Annotated in this window: 18 protein-coding genes; 16 read left to right on the top strand and 2 right to left on the bottom strand. The window is 65.5% G+C overall.

Annotation, left to right across the window (positions count from 1 at the left end; all coding sequences use genetic code 11):
- The first annotated feature begins 72 nt into the window (after positions 1-72).
- Positions 73-834 carry an SDR family NAD(P)-dependent oxidoreductase gene (locus tag B9N97_RS18395; protein WP_085089216.1) on the top strand — a complete coding sequence of 254 codons (762 nt, stop codon included), beginning with the start codon at positions 73-75 and terminating at the stop codon, positions 832-834.
- A 41-nt stretch (positions 835-875) separates the two neighbouring features.
- On the opposite strand, the gene B9N97_RS18400 is transcribed toward B9N97_RS18395, so the two are convergent.
- Together B9N97_RS18400 and rnd are read right to left on the bottom strand one after the other, a co-directional pair.
- Complete coding sequence (locus B9N97_RS18400; protein ID WP_085089217.1) at positions 876-2,162, bottom strand: EAL domain-containing protein; 1,287 nt, start codon at positions 2,160-2,162, stop codon at positions 876-878.
- Between the two features lie 284 nt (positions 2,163-2,446).
- The gene (gene rnd, locus B9N97_RS18405; protein WP_085089218.1) at positions 2,447-3,637 is read right to left on the bottom strand and encodes a ribonuclease D; all 1,191 of its coding nucleotides are present in this window, start codon (positions 3,635-3,637) and stop codon (positions 2,447-2,449) included.
- Between the two features lie 343 nt (positions 3,638-3,980).
- Between rnd and aspS the strand changes: the two genes are divergently transcribed.
- The 15 genes from aspS to lpxB all read left to right on the top strand — a co-directional run bounded on the left by aspS (position 3,981) and on the right by lpxB (position 19,807).
- Positions 3,981-5,807 carry an aspartate--tRNA ligase gene (gene aspS, locus B9N97_RS18410; RefSeq protein ID WP_085089219.1) on the top strand — a complete coding sequence of 609 codons (1,827 nt, stop codon included), beginning with the start codon at positions 3,981-3,983 and terminating at the stop codon, positions 5,805-5,807.
- Between the two features lie 241 nt (positions 5,808-6,048).
- On the top strand, positions 6,049-6,828 hold the full coding sequence (rpsB, locus tag B9N97_RS18415) for a 30S ribosomal protein S2 (RefSeq protein ID WP_063634331.1): 780 nt from the start codon (positions 6,049-6,051) through the stop codon (positions 6,826-6,828).
- A gap of 133 nt (positions 6,829-6,961) precedes the next feature.
- A complete protein-coding gene (gene tsf / locus B9N97_RS18420) occupies positions 6,962-7,894 on the top strand; it encodes a translation elongation factor Ts (protein ID WP_085089220.1) in 933 nt (310 codons plus the stop codon).
- Positions 7,895-7,961: 67 nt separating this feature from the next.
- Positions 7,962-8,717, top strand: a complete 756-nt coding sequence (gene pyrH, locus B9N97_RS18425; RefSeq protein WP_085089221.1) for a UMP kinase — start codon at positions 7,962-7,964, stop codon at positions 8,715-8,717.
- A gap of 40 nt (positions 8,718-8,757) precedes the next feature.
- Positions 8,758-9,279: a ribosome recycling factor gene (gene frr, locus B9N97_RS18430; protein ID WP_432264202.1), complete on the top strand. Its 522-nt coding sequence runs from the start codon at positions 8,758-8,760 to the stop codon at positions 9,277-9,279.
- Positions 9,280-9,285: 6 nt separating this feature from the next.
- A complete protein-coding gene (locus B9N97_RS18435) occupies positions 9,286-10,026 on the top strand; it encodes an isoprenyl transferase (RefSeq protein ID WP_085089223.1) in 741 nt (246 codons plus the stop codon).
- On the top strand, positions 9,968-10,858 hold the full coding sequence (locus B9N97_RS18440; RefSeq protein WP_085089224.1) for a phosphatidate cytidylyltransferase: 891 nt from the start codon (positions 9,968-9,970) through the stop codon (positions 10,856-10,858). Before B9N97_RS18435 ends, B9N97_RS18440 begins: the two co-directional genes overlap by 59 nt.
- Positions 10,849-12,057, top strand: a complete 1,209-nt coding sequence (locus B9N97_RS18445; RefSeq protein WP_085089225.1) for a 1-deoxy-D-xylulose-5-phosphate reductoisomerase — start codon at positions 10,849-10,851, stop codon at positions 12,055-12,057. The genes B9N97_RS18440 and B9N97_RS18445 overlap by 10 nt, the downstream gene beginning before the upstream one ends.
- A 36-nt stretch (positions 12,058-12,093) precedes the next feature.
- Positions 12,094-13,227: an RIP metalloprotease RseP gene (gene rseP / locus B9N97_RS18450; RefSeq protein ID WP_085089226.1), complete on the top strand. Its 1,134-nt coding sequence runs from the start codon at positions 12,094-12,096 to the stop codon at positions 13,225-13,227.
- 27 nt (positions 13,228-13,254) lie between these two features.
- Positions 13,255-15,594 carry an outer membrane protein assembly factor BamA gene (gene bamA, locus B9N97_RS18455; protein WP_085089227.1) on the top strand — a complete coding sequence of 780 codons (2,340 nt, stop codon included), beginning with the start codon at positions 13,255-13,257 and terminating at the stop codon, positions 15,592-15,594.
- Between the two features lies 1 nt (position 15,595).
- Positions 15,596-16,240: an OmpH/Skp family outer membrane protein gene (locus B9N97_RS18460; RefSeq protein ID WP_085089228.1), complete on the top strand. Its 645-nt coding sequence runs from the start codon at positions 15,596-15,598 to the stop codon at positions 16,238-16,240.
- 215 nt (positions 16,241-16,455) lie between these two features.
- Positions 16,456-16,938: a 3-hydroxyacyl-ACP dehydratase FabZ gene (gene fabZ / locus B9N97_RS18465; protein WP_085089229.1), complete on the top strand. Its 483-nt coding sequence runs from the start codon at positions 16,456-16,458 to the stop codon at positions 16,936-16,938.
- Positions 16,935-17,729, top strand: coding sequence for an acyl-ACP--UDP-N-acetylglucosamine O-acyltransferase (gene lpxA, locus B9N97_RS18470; RefSeq protein ID WP_085089230.1), 795 nt, complete (start codon positions 16,935-16,937; stop codon positions 17,727-17,729). The genes fabZ and lpxA overlap by 4 nt, the downstream gene beginning before the upstream one ends.
- Before the next feature lie 21 nt (positions 17,730-17,750).
- On the top strand, positions 17,751-18,599 hold the full coding sequence (locus tag B9N97_RS18475) for an LpxI family protein (RefSeq protein WP_143266868.1): 849 nt from the start codon (positions 17,751-17,753) through the stop codon (positions 18,597-18,599).
- Positions 18,596-19,807, top strand: coding sequence for a lipid-A-disaccharide synthase (gene lpxB, locus B9N97_RS18480; RefSeq protein WP_085089232.1), 1,212 nt, complete (start codon positions 18,596-18,598; stop codon positions 19,805-19,807). Before B9N97_RS18475 ends, lpxB begins: the two co-directional genes overlap by 4 nt.
- Positions 19,808-19,809: the final 2 nt, after the last annotated feature.

Consider the following 19,809-nt stretch of genomic DNA (forward strand, 5'->3'; position numbering starts at 1 on the left):
CTTATAAACGCGACACCAACCTACAACAAGCGTCCGCACCATGCGGCATCCCACGAACAGGGCAGTAACTCCATGAAGCAGCCGCGTTCCATCGTCATCACCGGCGCATCGAGCGGCATCGGCGAGGCACTGGCGCTTCTCTATGCCGTCCCCGGCACGGCACTCGCCATGACAGGCCGGGATCTTGCGCGGCTGGAGGCGGTGGCCCAGCGCTGCCGCGCCGCCGGCGCCCAAGTGGAGACGGCGGTGATCGACGTGGCCGACCGCGCCGCCATGGCCAACTGGCTGGCGCGGGTCGATGCCGCAATGCCGGTCGACCTGCTGATCGCCAACGCCGGCATGTCGGCCGGCACCGGCGATGGCGGTGAGACGGAGGAGCAGGCCCGGCGCATCCTGGCGGTGAACATCGACGGCGTGCTGAACAGCATCCACCCGCTGCTTCCGGCCATGCGGGCGCGGCGGCGCGGCCAGATTGCCATCATGGCGTCACTGGCGGGATTCCGCGGCCTTCCCGGCGCGCCGGCCTATTGCGCCAGCAAGGCGATGGTGCGGGTCTATGGCGAGGCGTTGCGCGGCGATCTGGCCGGGGAGGGGATCGGCGTGTCGGTGATCTGCCCCGGCTTCGTCAAGAGCCGAATGACGGCGGTGAACCGCTTCCCCATGCCCTTCCTGATGGAAACCGATGCGGCTGCCCGCGTCATCCGCCGTGGGCTGGAGCGCAACAAGGCGCGGATCGCCTTTCCCTGGCCGATGATGGCCGCGGTCTGGCTTCTGGCCCTGCTTCCCCCGGCATGGACCGACGGCTTGCTGCGGCAGGCGCCGCGCAAGCCGTGACCGCCGTCCTCAATCCACCTTGGCCCTAATCGACTTTGGCCCTAATCGACTTTGGCGTGCGCGATGGCCTCGCGGACGCTGACGCCCTTGCGCATGATGTTGTCGACCGCACGGCCCTGGACCAGATTGATCCCCATCTTGTGGGCATAGACCAGGCTGGTCACGCTGTCGCAGCGCGCCAGGATGAACTTGCAGCGGTCCTGTTCGGCGATGCGGTCGCGGAAATACTTCTCGAACTGCGGGTCCATCTCCAGCATGTCGTTGGACCAGAAGATCTTGGCGTAATCGGCGTTCAGATATTCCAGATCGAAGTTCGTCACCCAGAACGGGTTCAGCCCGTCCACCGCGATCTGGTACCGGCGGTCCTGCGCGAACTCCACCACCTCGTTGAACAGCGACAGATTCTCGATCAGGTCACCCTTCGACACCTCCAGCACCACCTGCCCGCGGAAGTCGATCGGCAGCCGTTCGTCGAACTTCACGAAGCCGGTGGAGATGACGGTCGACAGGTTGATGTTGATGCCGATCCGCCGCCCGCGCATGAAGCTCAGGCCATGGTTCAGCGCGCGCAGCACCGACTGGTCGAGATTGGCGGTGAAGTAGTTGAACAGCCACTTGTTGGCGGTGATGTCGTAGTCGGGGCAGAGCCGCTCCTGCAGCAGCTTGATGGAGATGTAGAGTTCATAATACTCCATCTCCGCATCGCCGCCGCCGATGTTGGCGATGCCCTGGTTGAACAGGAAGGGCGACAGGTCGAACATCTGCATGGAGCGTTCGAGCTTGCCCAACTCCTCCAGCGTGATCGGCGGCTTGGTCTCGGTGACGTGCTGCCCGGTCTCGTTCGCCTGCAGTTCTTCGATGAAACGGATGACGTTGATGAAGTTCAACGCCAGTTCCATGATCGAATAGAGCGAATATTCCTTATAGGGGTTCGGCCCGGTCAGCGTCGTCTTGGACAGGAAGACCTGTTCCACCGTCTGGCAGACGTCCGTGACGCCTGTCAGCTTCAGCCCCTTGTAGAGGATGATGACGTCGCCGTTGGAAATGTTGAAGGACTGCAGATAGGAGGCCTTGGTCGCCAGTTCCTGGATGATGGAGCGGACCATCATCTGGCTGGTCGGATCGCGGTCCTTCAGCAGCGACAGGTGCATGTGGATCAGCCGCATGCCCTGCAGTTCGTTCTTCGCCGACCGCAGCAGGTTCAGGAGCTTGTCGTTGTCGAAATCCGGCTTCTGGTCCTTGGCGGCGGCGACGGCGGCCTGCTTTTCCGTTGTGGAAAGCCGGACACGGTCCCGTCCAACCGGTGGTCTGCCGCCAAACCTGCTCATACCTTGCTCACTCCCACAACAAGCGTCGCGCCTGCCAACCACCCATGTCTTCGGCCGCTCATTGTTCGGCAGCCTTTTGATTTTCGTCCGGGCCTTTCCGCCCGGCCGACTCCGGCGGCTCGTGAACCGGCCGGGCATGCCCGATCCGTCCGATCATACGAAGCCGAACCGATCTTAACGGTAACTTTCTTTAAAAAGCCCTTAAGGCTAAAGTCCGGGCGCAGGAGGCACCCGGACCGCCGTAAAAGGCGCCGCAATCATCGAAGCGACGCCATCCGAAAAGGTCAAGTTTCGGATTCGGCCGAATCGGTCGTCTGGCGCGGTTCGCCAGCAGGAACGATGCGGACGCGACGGTCTATGACCGCAAGTCCGATCTTTCCGTGTTTCAGGGCGAGCGCATCATTGCCGAACAGTTCGCGCCGCCAGCCCTGCATTGCCGGAATCTCGGCCCGATCATCGGCTGCCAACGCCTCCAGATCGGCCGAGGATGCCACCAACTTCGCCGCGACATTGTTCTCGTCGCACTTCATCTTCAGAAGCACGCGCAGCAATTCGACGATCGGTTGCAGTCCGGGCGGCGGTTCCTCGCGCGGTTCGACGCGGGGCAGGGCGCTGTCCGGCAGGTCCAGCCCGGCCTGCACCGCGGCCAGCACGTCGGACCCCTGGCGCCCCTCCGCAAAGCCCCGGCCCAGACCGCGGGTGCGGGCGAGGTCGTCGACCGTGGTCGGCGCGTGGGCGGCGATCTCCAGCAACGCCTCGTCGCGCAGCACGCGGGAGCGCGGCTGGTCGCGGCGCTGGGCCTCGCGCTCGCGCCACGCCGCCAACTCCTTCAGCACGGCCATGAAGCGCGGCTTGTTCGTCCGCACCTTCAGCCGCATGTAGGAGCTTTCCGGATCGACCTGATAGGTGGCCGGGTCGGTCAGGATCGCCATCTCCTCTTCCAGCCAGTGCGAGCGGCCGGATCGGGCGAGGCGGCGCTTCAGCTTCTCATAGGCCGGGCGCAGGTGGATTACGTCGGACAGGGCGTAGGTCAGCTGCCGGTCGGTCAGCGGCCGGTGCGACCAGTCGGTGAAGCGGCTGGACTTGTCGATGCGGGCGCCGGCCAGCTTGGTCACCAGCGTCTCGTAGCCGACGCTTTCGCCGAAGCCGCAGACCATCGCCGCGACCTGGGTGTCGAACAGCGGATGCGGGATCTGGCCGGACAGGTGCCAGAAGATCTCCACGTCCTGGCGGGCGGCGTGGAACACCTTCAGCACCGACGGGTCGCTCATCAGCGCGAACAGCGGCGCCAGGTCGATGCCCTCGGCCAGCGGGTCGATGGCGACCGCGCCGTCGGGCCCGCCGACCTGCACGAGGCACAGTTGCGGCCAATAGGTCTTTTCCCGCAGGAACTCGGTGTCGACCGTGATGTACTCGGCCCCTGCCAGCGACTGACAGAAGGCCTGAAGGGCGTCGGTTGTCGTGATGAGCGTCATGGTTGCTTCATACACGACCGAACGGGTGCTTGAAAGTCCGCCGACGCGCGGGGCCGATGCGCGTTGCAGAAGGGCGGTCCGGCCGGGCCGGCGGGCGGATTTTCCCGGTTCGCTTATCCCACGGCCCAGGCGGTGTTAAACTGGGCTCCGGCGGTCGGACCGACGGCGGATGGAACGGTTGAACAGGGTGGCCCAGGATGTTTCAAACCGTTCCAAACGTTCCATCCGGGCTCCCGCCGCACTGCGCTGCACCCTATCGCGGCTTGACTTTCGCGCGCGTCCGGTGTGGTGTGTCGAACCGCTTTTTCCGCCGGAATCCGCCCTTTTCAAGGTGTTTCGACCCATGCACCCCTACCGCACGCACACCTGCGGCCAGCTTCGTGAAGAGAATGCCGGTGAAACCGTCCGCCTGTCGGGCTGGATGAACCGGAAGCGCGACCATGGACAGCTGCTGTTCATCGACCTGCGCGACCATTACGGCCTGACGCAGTGCGTGGTCGATACCTCCAACCCGGCCTTCGAGGTCGCCAACCGGCTGAAGCTGGAATCGGTCATCACCGTCACCGGCAAGGTGGTGAAGCGCACGGCCGAGACCATCAACGACAAGCTGCCCACCGGCCGCATCGAGCTGCAGATCGCCGAGCTGACCGTGGAAGGCGAGGCGGAGCAGATTCCGCTGCAGGTCAATCAGGACACCGACGCCGGCGAGGACGTGCGCCTGCGCTACCGCTTCCTCGACCTGCGCCGCGAGCGCATCCACGAGAACATCATGCTGCGTTCGCGCGTGATCGCCTCGGCGCGCCGCCGCATGATCGACCAGGGCTTCACCGAGTTCCAGACGCCGATCCTCACCGCGTCCTCGCCGGAGGGCGCGCGCGACTATCTGGTGCCGAGCCGCAACCATCCCGGCAAGTTCTACGCCCTGCCGCAGGCGCCGCAGCAGTTCAAGCAGCTGCTGATGGTCGCCGGTTTCGACCGCTACTTCCAGATCGCCCCCTGCTTCCGCGACGAGGACGCCCGCGCCGACCGCAGCCCGGGCGAGTTCTACCAGCTCGATTTCGAGATGTCCTTTGTCACCCAGGAAGACGTCTTCGCCGCCATCGAGCCGGTGCTGCACGGCATCTTCGACGAGTTCGGCGGCTTCCGTCGCGACTCGAAGCCGGTCATCGACGGGCTGCCGTTCCGCCGCATCTCCTTTGCCGAATCGATGCTGAAGTACGGCAACGACAAGCCGGACCTGCGCAACCCCCTGGTCATCACCGACGTGACCGAGGTGTTCAAGCGCGACGACGTCGAATTCCGCGCCTTCAAGCAGACGCTGGAGAAGGGCGGCGTCGTCCGCGCCATCCGCGCGCCGAAGGTCTCCGACCGTCCGCGCAGCTTCTTCGACAAGCTGAACGACTGGGCCCGCGGCCTCGGCGCCCCCGGCCTCGGCTACATCGTCATGGAAGCCGGCGGCGGGAAGGGTCCGATCGCCAAGTTCGTGCCGGAAGCCGCACAGGCCGCCTTGCGTGAACTGGCCGGTCTTGAGGACGGCGACGCGATCTTCTTCGTCTGCGACCAGCCCGGCCCGGCGGCCAAGCTGGCCGGTCTCGCCCGCACCCGCATCGGCGAGGAGCTGGACCTGATCGAGAAGAACGCCTTCCGCTTCTGCTGGATCGTCGACTTCCCGATGTACGAGCTGGACGAGGAGACCAACAAGGTCATCTTCAGCCACAACCCGTTCTCCATGCCCCAGGGCGGCCTGAAGGCGCTGGAGACGATGAACCCGCTCGACATCAAGGCCTACCAGTACGACATCGTCTGCAACGGCGTCGAACTGTCGTCCGGTGCCATCCGTAACCACCTGCCGGAAGTGATGTACAAGGCCTTCGAGATCGCCGGCTATCCGCCGGAGGAGCTGGAAGCCCGATTCGGCGGCATGCTGAGCGCGTTCAAGCTGGGCGCCCCGCCGCACGGCGGTTCGGCCCCGGGCATCGACCGCATCGTCATGCTGCTGGCCGACGAGCCGAACATCCGCGAGGTCATCGCCTTCCCGCTGAACCAGCGGGCCGAAGACCTCCTGATGCAGGCCCCGGCGCCGGTGGACACCGCCCGTCTGAAGGAACTGCACCTGAAGCTCGACCTGCCGAAGCCGAAGGTCGCTGTGCCCTCCGCGCCGCAGGCGTAAAGGAACTTTCACCGGTCCTTGGCGGTTTGGTGAAAAGGCCATCCGGACGCTGGTCCGGGTGGCCTTTTTCCTTGTCAACATGCGCGTGCGGGGCTATGTAAGCGCCGTCGTCAAAACCTCACGCGGGCTGGCGGACCCTCGGTTTTACTCCGATGGCCCGATCCGGTGTCTTCAGCCATGGTTTCCATGCGCTGTCGACAATGCCCGCGGCGGAGCAACCGGAAAAAGGGATTTTTTCCACATGACCATGCCCACCTTCACCATGCGCCAGCTGCTGGAAGCCGGTGTCCACTTCGGTCACCACACCCGCCGCTGGAACCCGAAGATGAACCAGTACATCTTCGGCGTCCGCAATGGCGTGCACATCATCGACCTCGAGCAGACCGTCCCGATGCTGCACCGCGCCCTGCAGGCCGTGCGTGACGTCGTCGCCGGCGGTGGCCGCGTCCTGTTCGTCGGCACCAAGCGCCAGGCCCAGGAGCGCATCGCCGAGGCTGCCGCCAAGTGCGGCCAGTACTACGTCAACCACCGCTGGCTCGGCGGCATGCTGACCAACTGGAAGACCATCTCCCAGTCGATCAAGCGCCTGCGCGAGATGGAAGAGCGTCTGGGCGGCGACACCTCGGGCCTGACCAAGCGCGAAGTCCTGGAGCTGACCCGCGAGCGCGACAAGCTGGAGCGCGCGCTGGGCGGCATCAAGGAGATGGGCGGCCTGCCGGACGTCATCTTCATCATCGACACCAACAAGGAGTCGATCGCGGTCAAGGAAGCCAACAAGCTGGGCATCCCGGTCATCGCGGTCCTCGACAGCAACTCCGATCCGGACGGCGTGGCCTTCCCGATCCCCGGCAACGACGACGCCCTGCGCGCCATCGAGCTGTATTGCGACCTGACGGTCGGCGCCGTGCTTGACGGCCTGCAGGCCGAGATGAGCGCCGCCGGCATCGACGTCGGCGCCGCCGAGGACGCCCCGGCCGAGCAGCTGCCGGAGGAAGAGACCGCCGAGACCGCCCAGGCCTGACCCTGACGGTTCAAGGGCAGCCGGGCCTTATGACCTATGGCCCGGCTGCCTTTTTTATGGGTTGCCACCCGTTTTGACTTTGTGACTCAATCCGATCCGCCTGCCGGATCGCTTGGAAGGAAGAGGGCGCAACATGGCCGAGATTACCGCCTCGCTCGTCAAGGAACTGCGCGAGAAGACCGGCGCGGGCATGATGGACTGCAAGAAGGCGCTGAACGAGACGCAGGGCGACCTCGAGGGCGCCGTCGACTGGCTGCGCAAGAAGGGCCTTGCCGCCGCTGCGAAGAAGTCGGGCCGCGTCGCCGCCGAGGGTCTGGTCGCCGTCGCCACCGCCGGCACCAAGGGTGCCGTCGTCGAGGTGAACGCCGAGACCGACTTCGTCGCCCGCAACGACAAGTTCCAGGCTTTCGCCGCCAAGGCCGCCGAGCTGGCCCTGACCACGGCCGGCGACGTCGAGACGCTGAAGGCCGCCACCTATCCGGGCACCTCGCACACCGCCCAGGACGAGCTGACCAGCCTGATCGCCACCGTCGGCGAGAACATGAACCTGCGCCGCGCCGTCACCCTGTCGGTTTCGGCCGGTGTCGTCGTCAGCTACGTCCACTCGGCCATCGCGCCGGGCCTGGGCAAGATCGGCGTCCTGGTCGCCCTGGAGTCGACCGGCGACACCGCCAAGCTGGCCGATCTCGGCAAGCAGATCGCCATGCACATCGCCGCCGCCCGTCCGGACGCGCTGGACATCGCCGACGTCGACAGCTCGTCGCTGGAGCGTGAGCGCAACGTGCTGGCCGAGCAGGCCCGCGCTTCGGGCAAGCCGGAGAACATCATCGAGAAGATGGTCGAAGGCCGCGTCCGCAAGTACTACGAGGAAGTCTGCCTGCTGGAGCAGACCTACGTGATCGACGGCGAGACCAAGGTCCGCAAGGTGGTGGAGAACGCCGCCAAGGACATCGGCGCTCCGGTCAAGGTCACGGCCTTCACCCGCTTCGCGCTGGGCGAGGGCATCGAGAAGGCCCAGTCCGACTTCGCCGCCGAGGTCGCAGCCGCCGCCGGCGGTCAGGGCTGAGACCGGTAAGGTCGAACGCTTAAGGTCAGCAAGCCGCATTCCGAAACAGCAAGGGAGCGTTCCCCCCATGGTCGAAACCACCGGGACCACCGCGCCGGCCGAGGGCGTCCGCTACAAGCGCGTCCTCCTCAAGGTGTCGGGCGAGGCGCTGATGGGTCAGCGCGACTATGGTCTGGACCCGGAGATGGTGAACCGCATCGCCAACGAGGTGAAGGCGGTCATCGCACTCGGCGTCCAGGTCTGTCTGGTCATCGGCGGGGGGAACATCTTCCGGGGTGTGAAGGGTGCGGCGAGCGGCATGGAGCGTGCCTCGGCCGACTATATCGGGATGCTCGCCACCGTGATGAACGCGCTCTCGATGCAGAGCGCGCTCGAGCGGATGGGCGTCATCACGCGGGTGCAGTCGGCCATCCCCATGTCGACGGTCTGCGAGCCCTATATCCGGCGCCGCGCCGTCCGTCACATGGAAAAGGGCCGGGTGGTGATCTTCGCCGCCGGCACCGGCAATCCCTTCTTCACCACCGACACCGCCGCGGCGCTGCGCGCCTCCGAAATGGGCTGTGACGGTCTGCTGAAGGGGACGCAGGTCGACGGCGTCTACACCGCCGATCCGAAGAAGGATCCGTCGGCCCAGCACTACGAACGCCTCACCTACATGGATGTCCTGACCAAGGACCTGCAGGTGATGGACGCTTCGGCGATCGCGCTGTCGCGCGAGAACCACATTCCCATCCTGGTCTTCTCGATCCACACGCCCGGCGCCTTCGCCGAAGTGATGCAGGGCCGTGGCAAGCACACCATCATAACGGAAGAAAGGGAGTAGGCCCGTGGCTGCGCCCGACCTATCGGATCTGAAGCGCCGCATGGAAGGCGCGCTCGAATCGTTTCGCAAGGAACTGGGCGGTCTGCGTACCGGCCGCGCCTCTTCCAATCTGCTCGAACCGGTGATGGTGGAGGCCTATGGCAGCCGCATGCACCTGCGCGAGGTCGCGACGGTCTCCGTTCCGGAGCCGCGCCTGATCTCCGTGCAGGTGTGGGACCGCGGCATGACCAAGGCGGTCGAGAAGGCCATCCGCGACAGCGGTCTGGGCCTGAACCCGCAGGCCGAGGGGCAGGTCATCCGCGTGCCGCTGCCCGACCTGACGCAGGAGCGCCGCGCCGAACTGGCGAAGGTCGCCCACAAATACGCCGAGCAGTGCCGCGTCGCCATCCGCAACATCCGTCGCGACGGCATGGACGGCCTGAAGAAGGCCGAGAAGGCCAGCGAGATCACCCAGGACGAGCACAAGGTCCAGGCGGACAAGGTGCAGGTGCTGACCGACCAGCACATCAAGCTGGTCGACGACTCGCTTGCGCAAAAAGAAAAGGAAATCATGCAGGTCTGATCCGGAATGCGCGACGCGGACGACAACCGGTCCAACACGGCTCCAGGGCATGTCGCCATCATCATGGATGGCAACGGGCGCTGGGCCAAGGCGCGCGGCCTGCCGCGCACCGCCGGACACAAGAAGGGCGTGGACGCCGTCCGCCGTACCGTGGAAGCGGCGCGCGAACTTGGCATCGGCACTCTGACGATTTTCAGCTTCTCCTCGGAGAACTGGCGCCGGCCGGAGGAAGAGGTCAGCGACCTGATGGGTCTGCTGCGCTTCTACCTGCGCAGCGAGGTTGCCGAACTCCACCGGGCGGGCGTCCGCCTGCGGGTGATCGGTGACCGCACGCGTCTGTCGGAGGACATCAACCGGCTGATCGACAATGCCGAGGGACTGACCCGCGACAACCGGGTGATGACGCTCGTGGTGGCGCTCAGCTACGGCTCGCGCCTGGAGATCGTACAGGCGGCCCGTCGGCTGGCGGAAGAGGTGGCCGCCGGACGTCTGGCGCCGGACGCCATCGACGAAGACGCGCTGTCGGCGCGGCTCTACACCGCCGACATCCCCGACCCCGACCTGATAATCCGCACCAGCGGCGAGAAGCGGATCAGCAATTTCCTGCTGTGGCAGGCGGCCTATGCCGAGCTGGTCTTCATCGATACGCTCTGGCCCGATTTCACCAAGCGCGATCTGGAGGCGGCGATTGAAGAGTTCCACCGACGGGAACGCCGCTTCGGCGCCACCACCGCCGGGTCGCGCTGACACGCCGGCTTCATCCGACGTGCCGGCCAAGCCATCCAAGGCAGGGGACCTCAAGGTTCGCGTCCTGTCGGCATTGGTCATGGCGCCGGTCGTGCTGGGCGCCGTCTGGATTGGCGGCTGGGTATTTCATGCCCTGATCGCCTTCGGATCGGTGATCGCCGTTTCCGAATGGACCAGCATCGTCCCCAGCGCCCGCCGCCTGCCGGCCCGCATCATGGCGGCGGCCGGCATCGTCGTTGCCTTGATGGCGCAGATCGCCGCCGGCCCGGCCGCCGGTTTGGGAGCGGCGGCAGCCTTCGCCGTTCTGACAGCCATCATCGGCGGCGGCAGTGACCGCAACCTGCTCGGGTTTGGCGTCTTCTACGTCGCCGTCGGCATGGCCGGTCTGACGTGGTTGCGCGATCTGCCGGATGCCGGCCTCTCGCTCTTCCTGTTCGTCCTCATCGCCATCTGGGCGACCGACATCGGCGCCTATGCCGCGGGCCGCAGCATAGGCGGGCCGAAGCTGGCGCCACGCATCAGCCCGAAGAAGACCTGGGCCGGCCTGATCGGCGGCATGGCCTCGTCGGCCCTGTTCGGCTGGCTGGTGGCTCTCGCCTTCGGGGCTGCGCGTCCGGACATCGCTTTGGTGGTCGGCGCTGCCGTCGCCGTGGTCGGGCAGGCCGGAGACCTGTTCGAATCGGCGGTCAAGCGGCGCTACAATGTGAAGGACAGCGGCCAGCTCATTCCCGGGCATGGCGGCATCCTCGACCGCATCGACGGGCTTCTGGCCGCGGCCCCGGTGCTGGCCCTGTTTCACGCGGCCATTGGATCGGTTCTGTCATGGTGGTGAAAGCGGGAGCGGGGCCTGATGCGCCGCGCAGCGTAACGATTCTTGGGTCCACGGGCTCGGTCGGGACGCAGACCGTGGATCTCGTCTCCCGCGATCCGGAGCGTTTTCCGGTGGAGGCGCTGACCGCCAACCGCAACGTCGCTCTGCTGGCCCGGCAGGCCCGGCAGTTGAACGCCCGCTTGGCGGTGGTCGCCGATCCGACCGCCTATGCCGAGTTGAAGAGCCTGCTTTCCGGCACCGGCATCGAGGTCGCCGCCGGCTCCGAAGCGGTTGCCGCGGCGGCGGAGCGCCCGGCCGACTGGGTGATGGCCGCCATCGTCGGCGCCGCCGGTCTGGAGCCGACGCTCGCCGCCGTGCGGCGCGGCGCCATCGTCGCCTTCGCCAACAAGGAGGTGCTGGTCTGCGCCGGCGCTCTGATGATGGAGGAGGTGAAGGCCCACGGCGCGACGCTGCTGCCGGTCGACAGCGAACATTCCGCCATCTATCAGGTCTTCGACTTCGACCGCACCGACAGCGTTGCCCGCCTGATCCTGACGGCCTCCGGCGGTCCCTTCCGCTCCAGGGATCGCGCCTTCATGGCCGCTGCAACCCGGGAGCAGGCGGTCGCCCATCCGACCTGGGACATGGGCGCCAAGATTTCGGTCGACAGCGCCACGATGATGAACAAGGGGCTGGAACTGATCGAAGCCCACTTCCTGTTCGGCATCCCGGAAGAACGCATCGACGTGCTGGTCCACCCGCAATCCGTCATCCATTCGCTGGTCGAATATGTCGACGGTTCGGTCCTGGCCCAGCTCGGCACGCCCGACATGCGCACGCCGATCGCCTATGCGCTCGGCTGGCCCGCCCGCATCGCCACGCCGGCGGAACGGCTCGATCTGGTCAAGGCGGCGACGCTGACCTTCGAGGCTCCCGATCCCTTGCGTTTCCCCGCACTTCGGCTGGCCCGGGCCGCCTTGCAAAGCGGGGGGGCCGCTCCTACTATACTCAGTGCCGCCAACGAGGTGGCCGTCCAGGCGTTTCTCGACCGCCGGATCGGCTTCCTCGACATCGAACGGATCGTCGAGGAGACGTTGACGGCGTTGCCCCACCGCCCGCTGCGCGATCTCGCCGCCGTGCGGGAGGCCGACGCGGACGCAAGGCGGGATGCCGCCGGACGCATTGCGGCCATCGGTGCGACGGCGGTTGGCAGCCGATGATCCGCGTTCGAGGCGCTGGAAGGCGCAAGGGTTGATATGGACGTTATCGGCGGTTTCTGGACCTCGGTGCTGGCCTTTCTGTTGGTCCTCACCGTGCTCGTCTTCGTGCACGAGCTTGGTCACTATCTGATCGCGCGCCGCAACGGTGTGCGGATCGAGACCTTCTCCATCGGTTTCGGACCGGAACTGTTCGGCTTCACCGACCGGGCGGGCACGCGCTGGAAGTTCAGCGCGCTGCCGCTCGGCGGTTACGTCAAGATGTTCGGCGATGCCGATCCGGCCAGCACGCCGGGCGCGCATTTGACGGCCATGTCGGCGGAGGAGCGCGCGGTGTCCTTCCACCACAAGCGGGTGGGGCAGCGCGCGGCCATCGTCGCGGCCGGGCCGATCGCGAATTTCGTCTTCTCCATCGTCGTTCTTTCCCTGCTGTTCATGACCGCCGGCCAGTCCTTCACCCCGCCGGACGTCGGCGGCGTGCAGCCCGGCAGCGCGGCGGAACGCGCCGGCATCCAGCCGGGTGATCTGATCCTGTCGGTCGACGGCACCGGGGTTCAGCGATTCGAGGAAATCCGGCAGATCGTTTCGATCCGCCCGGGCGAGCCGCTCGCCGTCGAACTGAAGCGCGATGGGCGGGTGCTGACCCTGACCGTCACGCCGGAGTCGCAGACCGTCACCGACCGACTCGGCAACGCTCACCAGATCGGCCTGCTCGGGATCAGCCGCGGCAGCGTCGGGATGATGCGTCATGACCCCCTGACTGCCGTCTGGCAGGCGGGACGTGAAGTCGCAGGCATGATCACCGGCACCTTCACCGCATTGGGCCAGATGGTCCAGGGATCGCGCGGCACGGAGGAGTTGGGCGGGCCGTTGCGCATCGCCCAGATGTCGGGCGAGGTCGCGCAATCCGGTTGGTATCCGCTGGTCTGGTTCATGACTTTCCTGTCGGTGAACCTGGGGCTGATCAACCTGTTTCCGGTGCCGATGCTGGACGGCGGCCACCTGCTTTTTTACGGCATCGAAAAGCTGCTCGGCCGGCCGCTTGGAGCGCGAGCGCAAGAATACGGTTTCCGAATTGGATTGGCCTTGGTATTAACGCTCATGGTCTTCGCCACGTGGAACGACCTTGTTCAACTGCGCGTGGTCGATTTCTTCCGGGGACTGGTTTCCTAAAGCCAGCCCCTTGCCAGGGAGCGTGATTTGCCGGTGTCGAGCAAAGTTCTGGTGGCGGGCCTGATGGCCGGCTGCGCCATGACGACGGTGTCTGTCGCCCTCGCCCAAACCGCCGCCTCGCCCGCGGGGGCGCCGGCGGTCACCGGGTCCATGGTCACCCAGGTGTTCAGTGGCGGTACGGTGCGCGACATCCGGGTCGAAGGCACCCAGCGCATCGAGCCCTCCACGGTCCGCTCCTACCTGACCGTTCAGCCCGGCGACCCGTTCGATCCCGACCGGATCGACCAGTCGCTGAAGTCGCTGTTCAACACCGGTCTGTTTGCCGACGTCGTGCTGAAACGCGAGGGCGACACGCTGGTCGTGACGGTGGCGGAGAACCCGATCATCAATCGCATCGCGTTCGAGGGCAATCGGCGCATCGACAAGGAGACGCTGGATAAGGAAATCCAGCTGCGCCCCCGCGTCGTCTATACCCGAACCCGGGTGCAGTCCGACGTTCAGCGCATTCAGGAGATTTACCGGCGGCAAGGCCGGTTCGGAGCGACGGTCGAGCCGAAGATCATCCAGCTCGACCAGAACCGCGTCGATCTGGTGTTCGAGATCAATGAAGGCGTGCGCACCGGCGTGCGCGGCATCACCTTCATCGGCAACGAGCATTTCTCGGACGGGACCCTGCGCGAAAACATCCAGACCAAGGAATCCGCCTGGTGGCGGTTCCTGTCGTCGGATGACAATTACGATCCGGACCGCCTGAACTACGATCGCGACCTGCTGCGCCGCTTCTACCTGAAGGAAGGCTATGCCGATTTCCGCGTCGTGTCGGCGGTCGCCGAACTGACACCGGACAAATCGGATTTCTTCATCACCTTCACCATCGAGGAAGGCGAGCGCTACAAGTTCGGCAAGGTCGACATCAAGACCTCGCTGAAGCAGCTCGACCCCGCCGTTCTGCAGAACAGCGTCACCACCACCGAAGGCGACTGGTACAACGCCCAGAAGGTGGAAGACACCATCACCAAGCTGACTAACGCGGTCGGCGATCTGCAGTACGCCTTCGTGGATGTCCGTCCTCGGATTTCGCGCGACCGCGAAACCCACACCATCGACATTACCTACGAGATCAACGAAGGGCCGCGCACCTTCGTCGATCGCATCGACATTTCCGGCAACGTCCGGACCCTCGACAAGGTGATTCGTCGCGAGATGCTGCTGTCCGAAGGCGACCCCTTCAACGCGTCGAAGCTGAAGCGGTCGGAGCAGCGCATCAAGGATCTCGGCTTTTTCGAGCGTGTGAACATCACGACGTCCGAGAGCAGCGCGCCGGATCGCACCGTCGTCAACGTCGACGTTGCCGAGCAGTCCACCGGTGAAATCTCCGTCGGTGCGGGTTTCTCGACCTCCGACGGCCCGCTGGGCGATTTCTCGATCCGTGAACGCAATCTACTCGGTCGTGGCCAGGATCTGCGTCTGGGCGCCACGCTGTCTGGCCGGCGCCAGTTGTACGATATCTCCTTCACGGAGCCGTACTTCATGGACCGCGACCTGTCGGCCGGTGTCGACATTTTCCGGACGCGCTACAACTATCAAGACGAAAGCTCGTTCAACGAGAAGAACACCGGCTTCGCCCTGCGCCTCGGCTATCCGCTGACCGAGCGCCTGCGCCAGCGCGTTTACTATCAGCTGCAGGACACGTTGATCGAGGAAGTGCCGACCACCGCGTCGAAGTACATCCAGGAGCAGCGCGGTGAGCGTCTGACATCGCTGATCGGGCAGGAGCTGACTTACGACGTTCGCAACAGCAAGCTGACGCCGACCGAAGGCTATTTCGTCCGCCTGACCAACGACATCGCCGGTCTCGGCGGGTCGGTGCGCTTCCTGCGGAACAAGCTGGCTGCCGGTTACTATGTGCCGCTCGGAGAGGACCAGTGGGTGCTCAGCACCACCGGTGAAATCGGCTACATCCATGGTCTCGGCAAGAAGGTCGACCTTGGCGACCGATTCTTCATCGGCGGCGACACCCTGCGCGGTTTCAACACCGCCGGTATCGGCCCGCGCGACATTTCGACCGGCGACGCGCTGGGCGGCACGCGCTATGCCCGCGCCTCGGTGGAAATGAGCTTCCCCTTCGGCCTGCCGGAGGAATTCGGTCTGCTCGGCCATGCCTTCACCGATGTCGGCACACTGGGAAAGGTCGATATCAGCGATCCGAACGTGAAGGATGACGAGAGCATCCGCGTCTCCATCGGCACCGGCGTGTCATGGAAGTCGCCGTTCGGCCCCATCCGGCTCGATGTCGCCCTGCCGATCCGCAAGGAAGGCTACGACAAGAAAGAGCTTATCCGCTTCAGCTTCGGAACCAGGTTCTAAGATGCAACCCACCCTGTCGAAGACGCCGTTCCGCGTCGCCGTCCTGTCGGCCGTTACGGCTGCCGGTCTCCTCTTCGCCGCGACCTCGGCCATGGCCCAGGCGGCTCCGGCCCAATCGGCGCCCAAGACCGACGCCCCGAAGGCGGAAGTCCCTGGTCCGGGTGCGGAGCTCAAGGCGCCCGTCATCGCCGTGATCGACGTCCAGAAGATCATGCAGGAATCCAACGCATCGAAGGGCATCACCAAATCCTTCGAATCGCTGCGTGATTCTTACCAGAAGGAAATTTCCGCGCTGGAGGACAAGCTCCGCAAGAACGAGGACGAACTGCGCAAGCAGCAGACCGTCCTGTCACCGGAAGCTCTGGCCACCAAGCGCCGCGATTTCGAAAAGCAGGTCGCCGACGTGCAGAAGACTGTCCAGAACCGCAAGCGCGCTCTGGAGACCAGCCTGAACGAAGCGATGGCCGTCGTTCACAAGACGATGGTCGAGGTGGTTGCCGACATCTCGCGCGAGCGCGGGGCGAACCTCGTTCTGGCCCGCCAGCAGTTCGTTCTGGTCGACACGCAGCTCGACGTCACCGACGCGGTGATGGAGCGCGTAAACAAGAAGCTGCCGCAGGTCGCGCTGAACGTCCCCAAGCAGTGATGCTTGTCTGAACAGGGCCGTCGCCATCCCGAGCGGGGACGGTGGCGGCCCTGTTCCGTTTCCGGGTTCGGCGGTTGCGGTCGCCGCGGAAATGGGGCAAGAAGGCGGAGCAAACAATAAGGTGCCGGTGTTCCCCATTGGGGCGACGGTGCCCATTTCCCTGAAATGGGGAATGCTGAACTCTATCGGTTGGTGGAAAGGCGGGCGGCCGGGCAATGGACGTGACGGCGGACAACAACGCGCAAAGCAATAAGATCGACGACATCGACATCACGCGGATCATGAAGATGATCCCGCATCGCTACCCGATCCTGATGATCGACCGGGTGATCGATGTGACGCTGGGTGAAGGTGCCACCGGCGTGAAGAACGTCACGATCAACGAACCTTTCTTCCAGGGCCACTTCCCGTCGCGCCCGGTGATGCCCGGCGTGCTGATCATCGAGGCGATGGCTCAGACCTCCGCCGTGCTGGTCGTGGCGACCCTGGGTCCCGACGCCGAAGGCAAGCTGGTCTATTTCATGACCGTCGATGAGGCTCGCTTCCGCCGCCCCGTCACTCCCGGCGACACCATCCACATCCACGTCACCAAGCAGCGTCAGCGCGCCAACGTGTGGAAGTTCAAGGGCGAGGCCAAGGTCAACGGCGTCCTCGTCGCTGAAGCAGTCTATTCCGCCATGATCCTGGACGAAAAATGACCGTTACCATCCATCCGTCCGCCATCGTCGATCCCGCGGCCAAGCTGGGGGAGGGGGTCAATATCGGCCCCTTCTGCGTCGTCGGTCCCGACGTCACGCTGGGCGACGGCGTTCGGCTGGTTTCGCATGTTGCGATCGACGGGCGCACCAGCATCGGCGCGGAAACCGTCATCTATCCCTTCGCGTCCATCGGACATCGGCCGCAGGATCTGAAGTTCCATGGCGAGCCGTCGGAACTTGTCATCGGTGCGCGCAACCAGATTCGCGAACATGTGACGATGAACCCGGGCACCGAGGGTGGCGGCATGATCACCCGCGTCGGCGACGACGGGCTGTTCATGATGGGCTCGCATGTCGCCCATGACTGCATCGTCGGCGACCACGTCATCATGGCCAATAACGCCACTCTGGGCGGTCACGTCACGCTGGGTGACTATGTCATCATCGGCGGGCTGTCGGCGGTGCGCCAGTTCGTGCGTATCGGCTCCCATGCCATGATCGGCGGTATGTCGGGCGTCGAAAACGACGTGATCCCCTTTGGCTTGGTCATGGGCGACCGCGCCCGTCTGGCCGGCCTGAATCTGGTCGGCCTGGAGCGCCGCGGCTTCAAGAAGGACGACATCCACGCCTTGCGTGCAGCCTACCGCATGCTGTTCGGTCCGGAAGGCACCTTCGCCGAGCGGGTGGAGGAGGTCGGTCGCGACTTCGGCGAACGGGCGCTGATTTCGGATGTTCTCTCCTTCATCCGGGCCAAGGAAGCCCGGTCTCTCTGCCAGCCACGCGAGAGCTGAGGCGAACGGCCCATGGCCGGCATGACACAGGGCACCGGATCGCCGGCAGCGGGTCCGAAGCTGGCGATCCTGGCCGGCGGCGGCACGCTTCCGGCCCGCATCGCCGATGCGGTGCGCGGGCAGGGGCGCGAGGTCTTCATCGTTGCCTTCGACGGACACACCGATCCCGAGACGGTTGCCGGGGTGCCCCATGTCTGGAGCCGCTTCGGCGCCGCCGGCACGATCCTGCGGCGTCTGCACGAGGAAGGCGTGGGAGAGGTCGTTCTCGCCGGTCCGGTGAAGCGTCCCTCTTTCACCGAATTGATGCCGGATTGGCGTACAGCGCGCTTCCTTGCCCGTGTCGGCACCCGCGCACTCGGTGATGACGGCCTGCTCCGCGCCGTGGTGCGCGAGGTCGAGGAGGATGGATTCCGCGTGGTCGGATTGCATGATCTGTTGAAGGATCTGCTGACTGTCATCGGACCGGTCGGCCGCCTCGTCCCCGACGCGGACGCTGATCGGGACATTGCCCGTGCGGTCGAAGTTGCCCGCGCCATGGGGGCGATGGACGTCGGGCAGGGCGCGGTGGTCCAGCAGGGACTCGTTCTGGCGGTCGAGGCGATTGAGGGAACCGATGCCATGCTTGACCGCTGCGTCGCCTTGGCGCGTCCGGGACCAGGCGGCGTGCTGGTCAAGGTGAAGAAGCCAAAGCAGGATCGCCGCATCGACCTTCCCACCATGGGCGTCACCACGGTGGAGAAGGCTGCGGCCGCCGGTCTGCGGGGGATCGCGGTCGAGGCTGGAGGAAGCCTGCTGGTGGACCGGCCTGCGGTGGCAGAGGCTGCGGATCGCCTTGGCCTATTCGTTGTCGGCATCGAGATTCCGCAATGAACGATGCGATTGTGGCCGACAGCGGCCCTACGCTGTTCCTGATCGCCGGCGAGCCGTCAGGCGACGCGTTGGGCGCCCGGCTGATGGCTGCGGCCAAGCGGCTGACCGACGGAAAGGTGAGGTTCGTCGGTGTCGGCGGAGAGAAGATGATGGCGGAGGGGCTGGTCAGCCTCTTCCCCATGTCGGAACTGACCCTGTTCGGCATCTTCGAACTGCTGCCGCACCTGCCGAACCTGATCCGCCGCATCGACCAGACGGTCGCGGAGATCATGCGTGTACGTCCCGACGCCGTGGTCGGCATTGACTCGCCCGGCTTCACGGTGCGCGTGGCGAAGAAGGTGCGTGCGGCGGCACCTTCCATCGCCCTGGTCCACTACGTCGCACCGACCGTCTGGGCCTGGAAGCCGAAGCGTGCGGCGAAATACGCCGCCATCTATGATCATTTGCTTGCCGTGCTTCCCTTCGAACCGCCCTATTTCGAGAGGGAAGGGCTCGCCTGCACCTTCGTCGGTCATTCCGTGGTCGAGGGCGGGGCGGGGAAGGGCGACGGAGCAGGCTTTCGTGATCGGCACGGGATCGCACCAGCAGACCGCGTGGTCGCCGTTCTTCCCGGCAGCCGCAAAGGAGAGGTGTCGCGGCTGCTGCCGGATTTCCGCGCAACGCTTGAACGGTTGCAACCCTCCCACCCGACCTTGGTCGCCGTGGTGCCGACGGTTGCCACGGTTCGCGACCGGGTCGCCGCCGCCATCGCCGACTGGCCGGTGCGAACCGTGCTGGTCGAAGGAGACGCCGAAAAATACGATGCCTTTGCCGCGGCGGAGGCGGCACTCGCCGCGTCCGGCACCGTTTCTTTGGAGTTGGCTCTTGCGCGGCTGCCGACGGTCATTGCCTATCGACTGAACCCGGTCACGGTCGCGCTCTATCGGCGGCTGATCCGGGTGAAGTACGTCAACCTCGTCAACCTGATGCTTGATCGGATGCTGGTTCCGGAACTGCTGCAGCAGGATTGCCGGCCGGATAAGCTGGCGGCCGAACTGGGCCGGCTGCTCGACGATCCGGCGGCACGTCAGGCGCAGATCGATGGCGTGGCCGAGGTCGCCCGCTGGCTGGGACAAGGCGATACGCCACCCAGCGAACGGGCAGCCCGCACCATCCTGGACGTCGTTGCGGAGCAACGCTTGAACAGGCCCCAAGCGGGCAAACCCTGAAT

The organism is Azospirillum oryzae (assembly GCF_900177515.1).
GTDB classification, from domain to species: Bacteria; Pseudomonadota; Alphaproteobacteria; order Azospirillales; family Azospirillaceae; genus Azospirillum; species Azospirillum oryzae_A.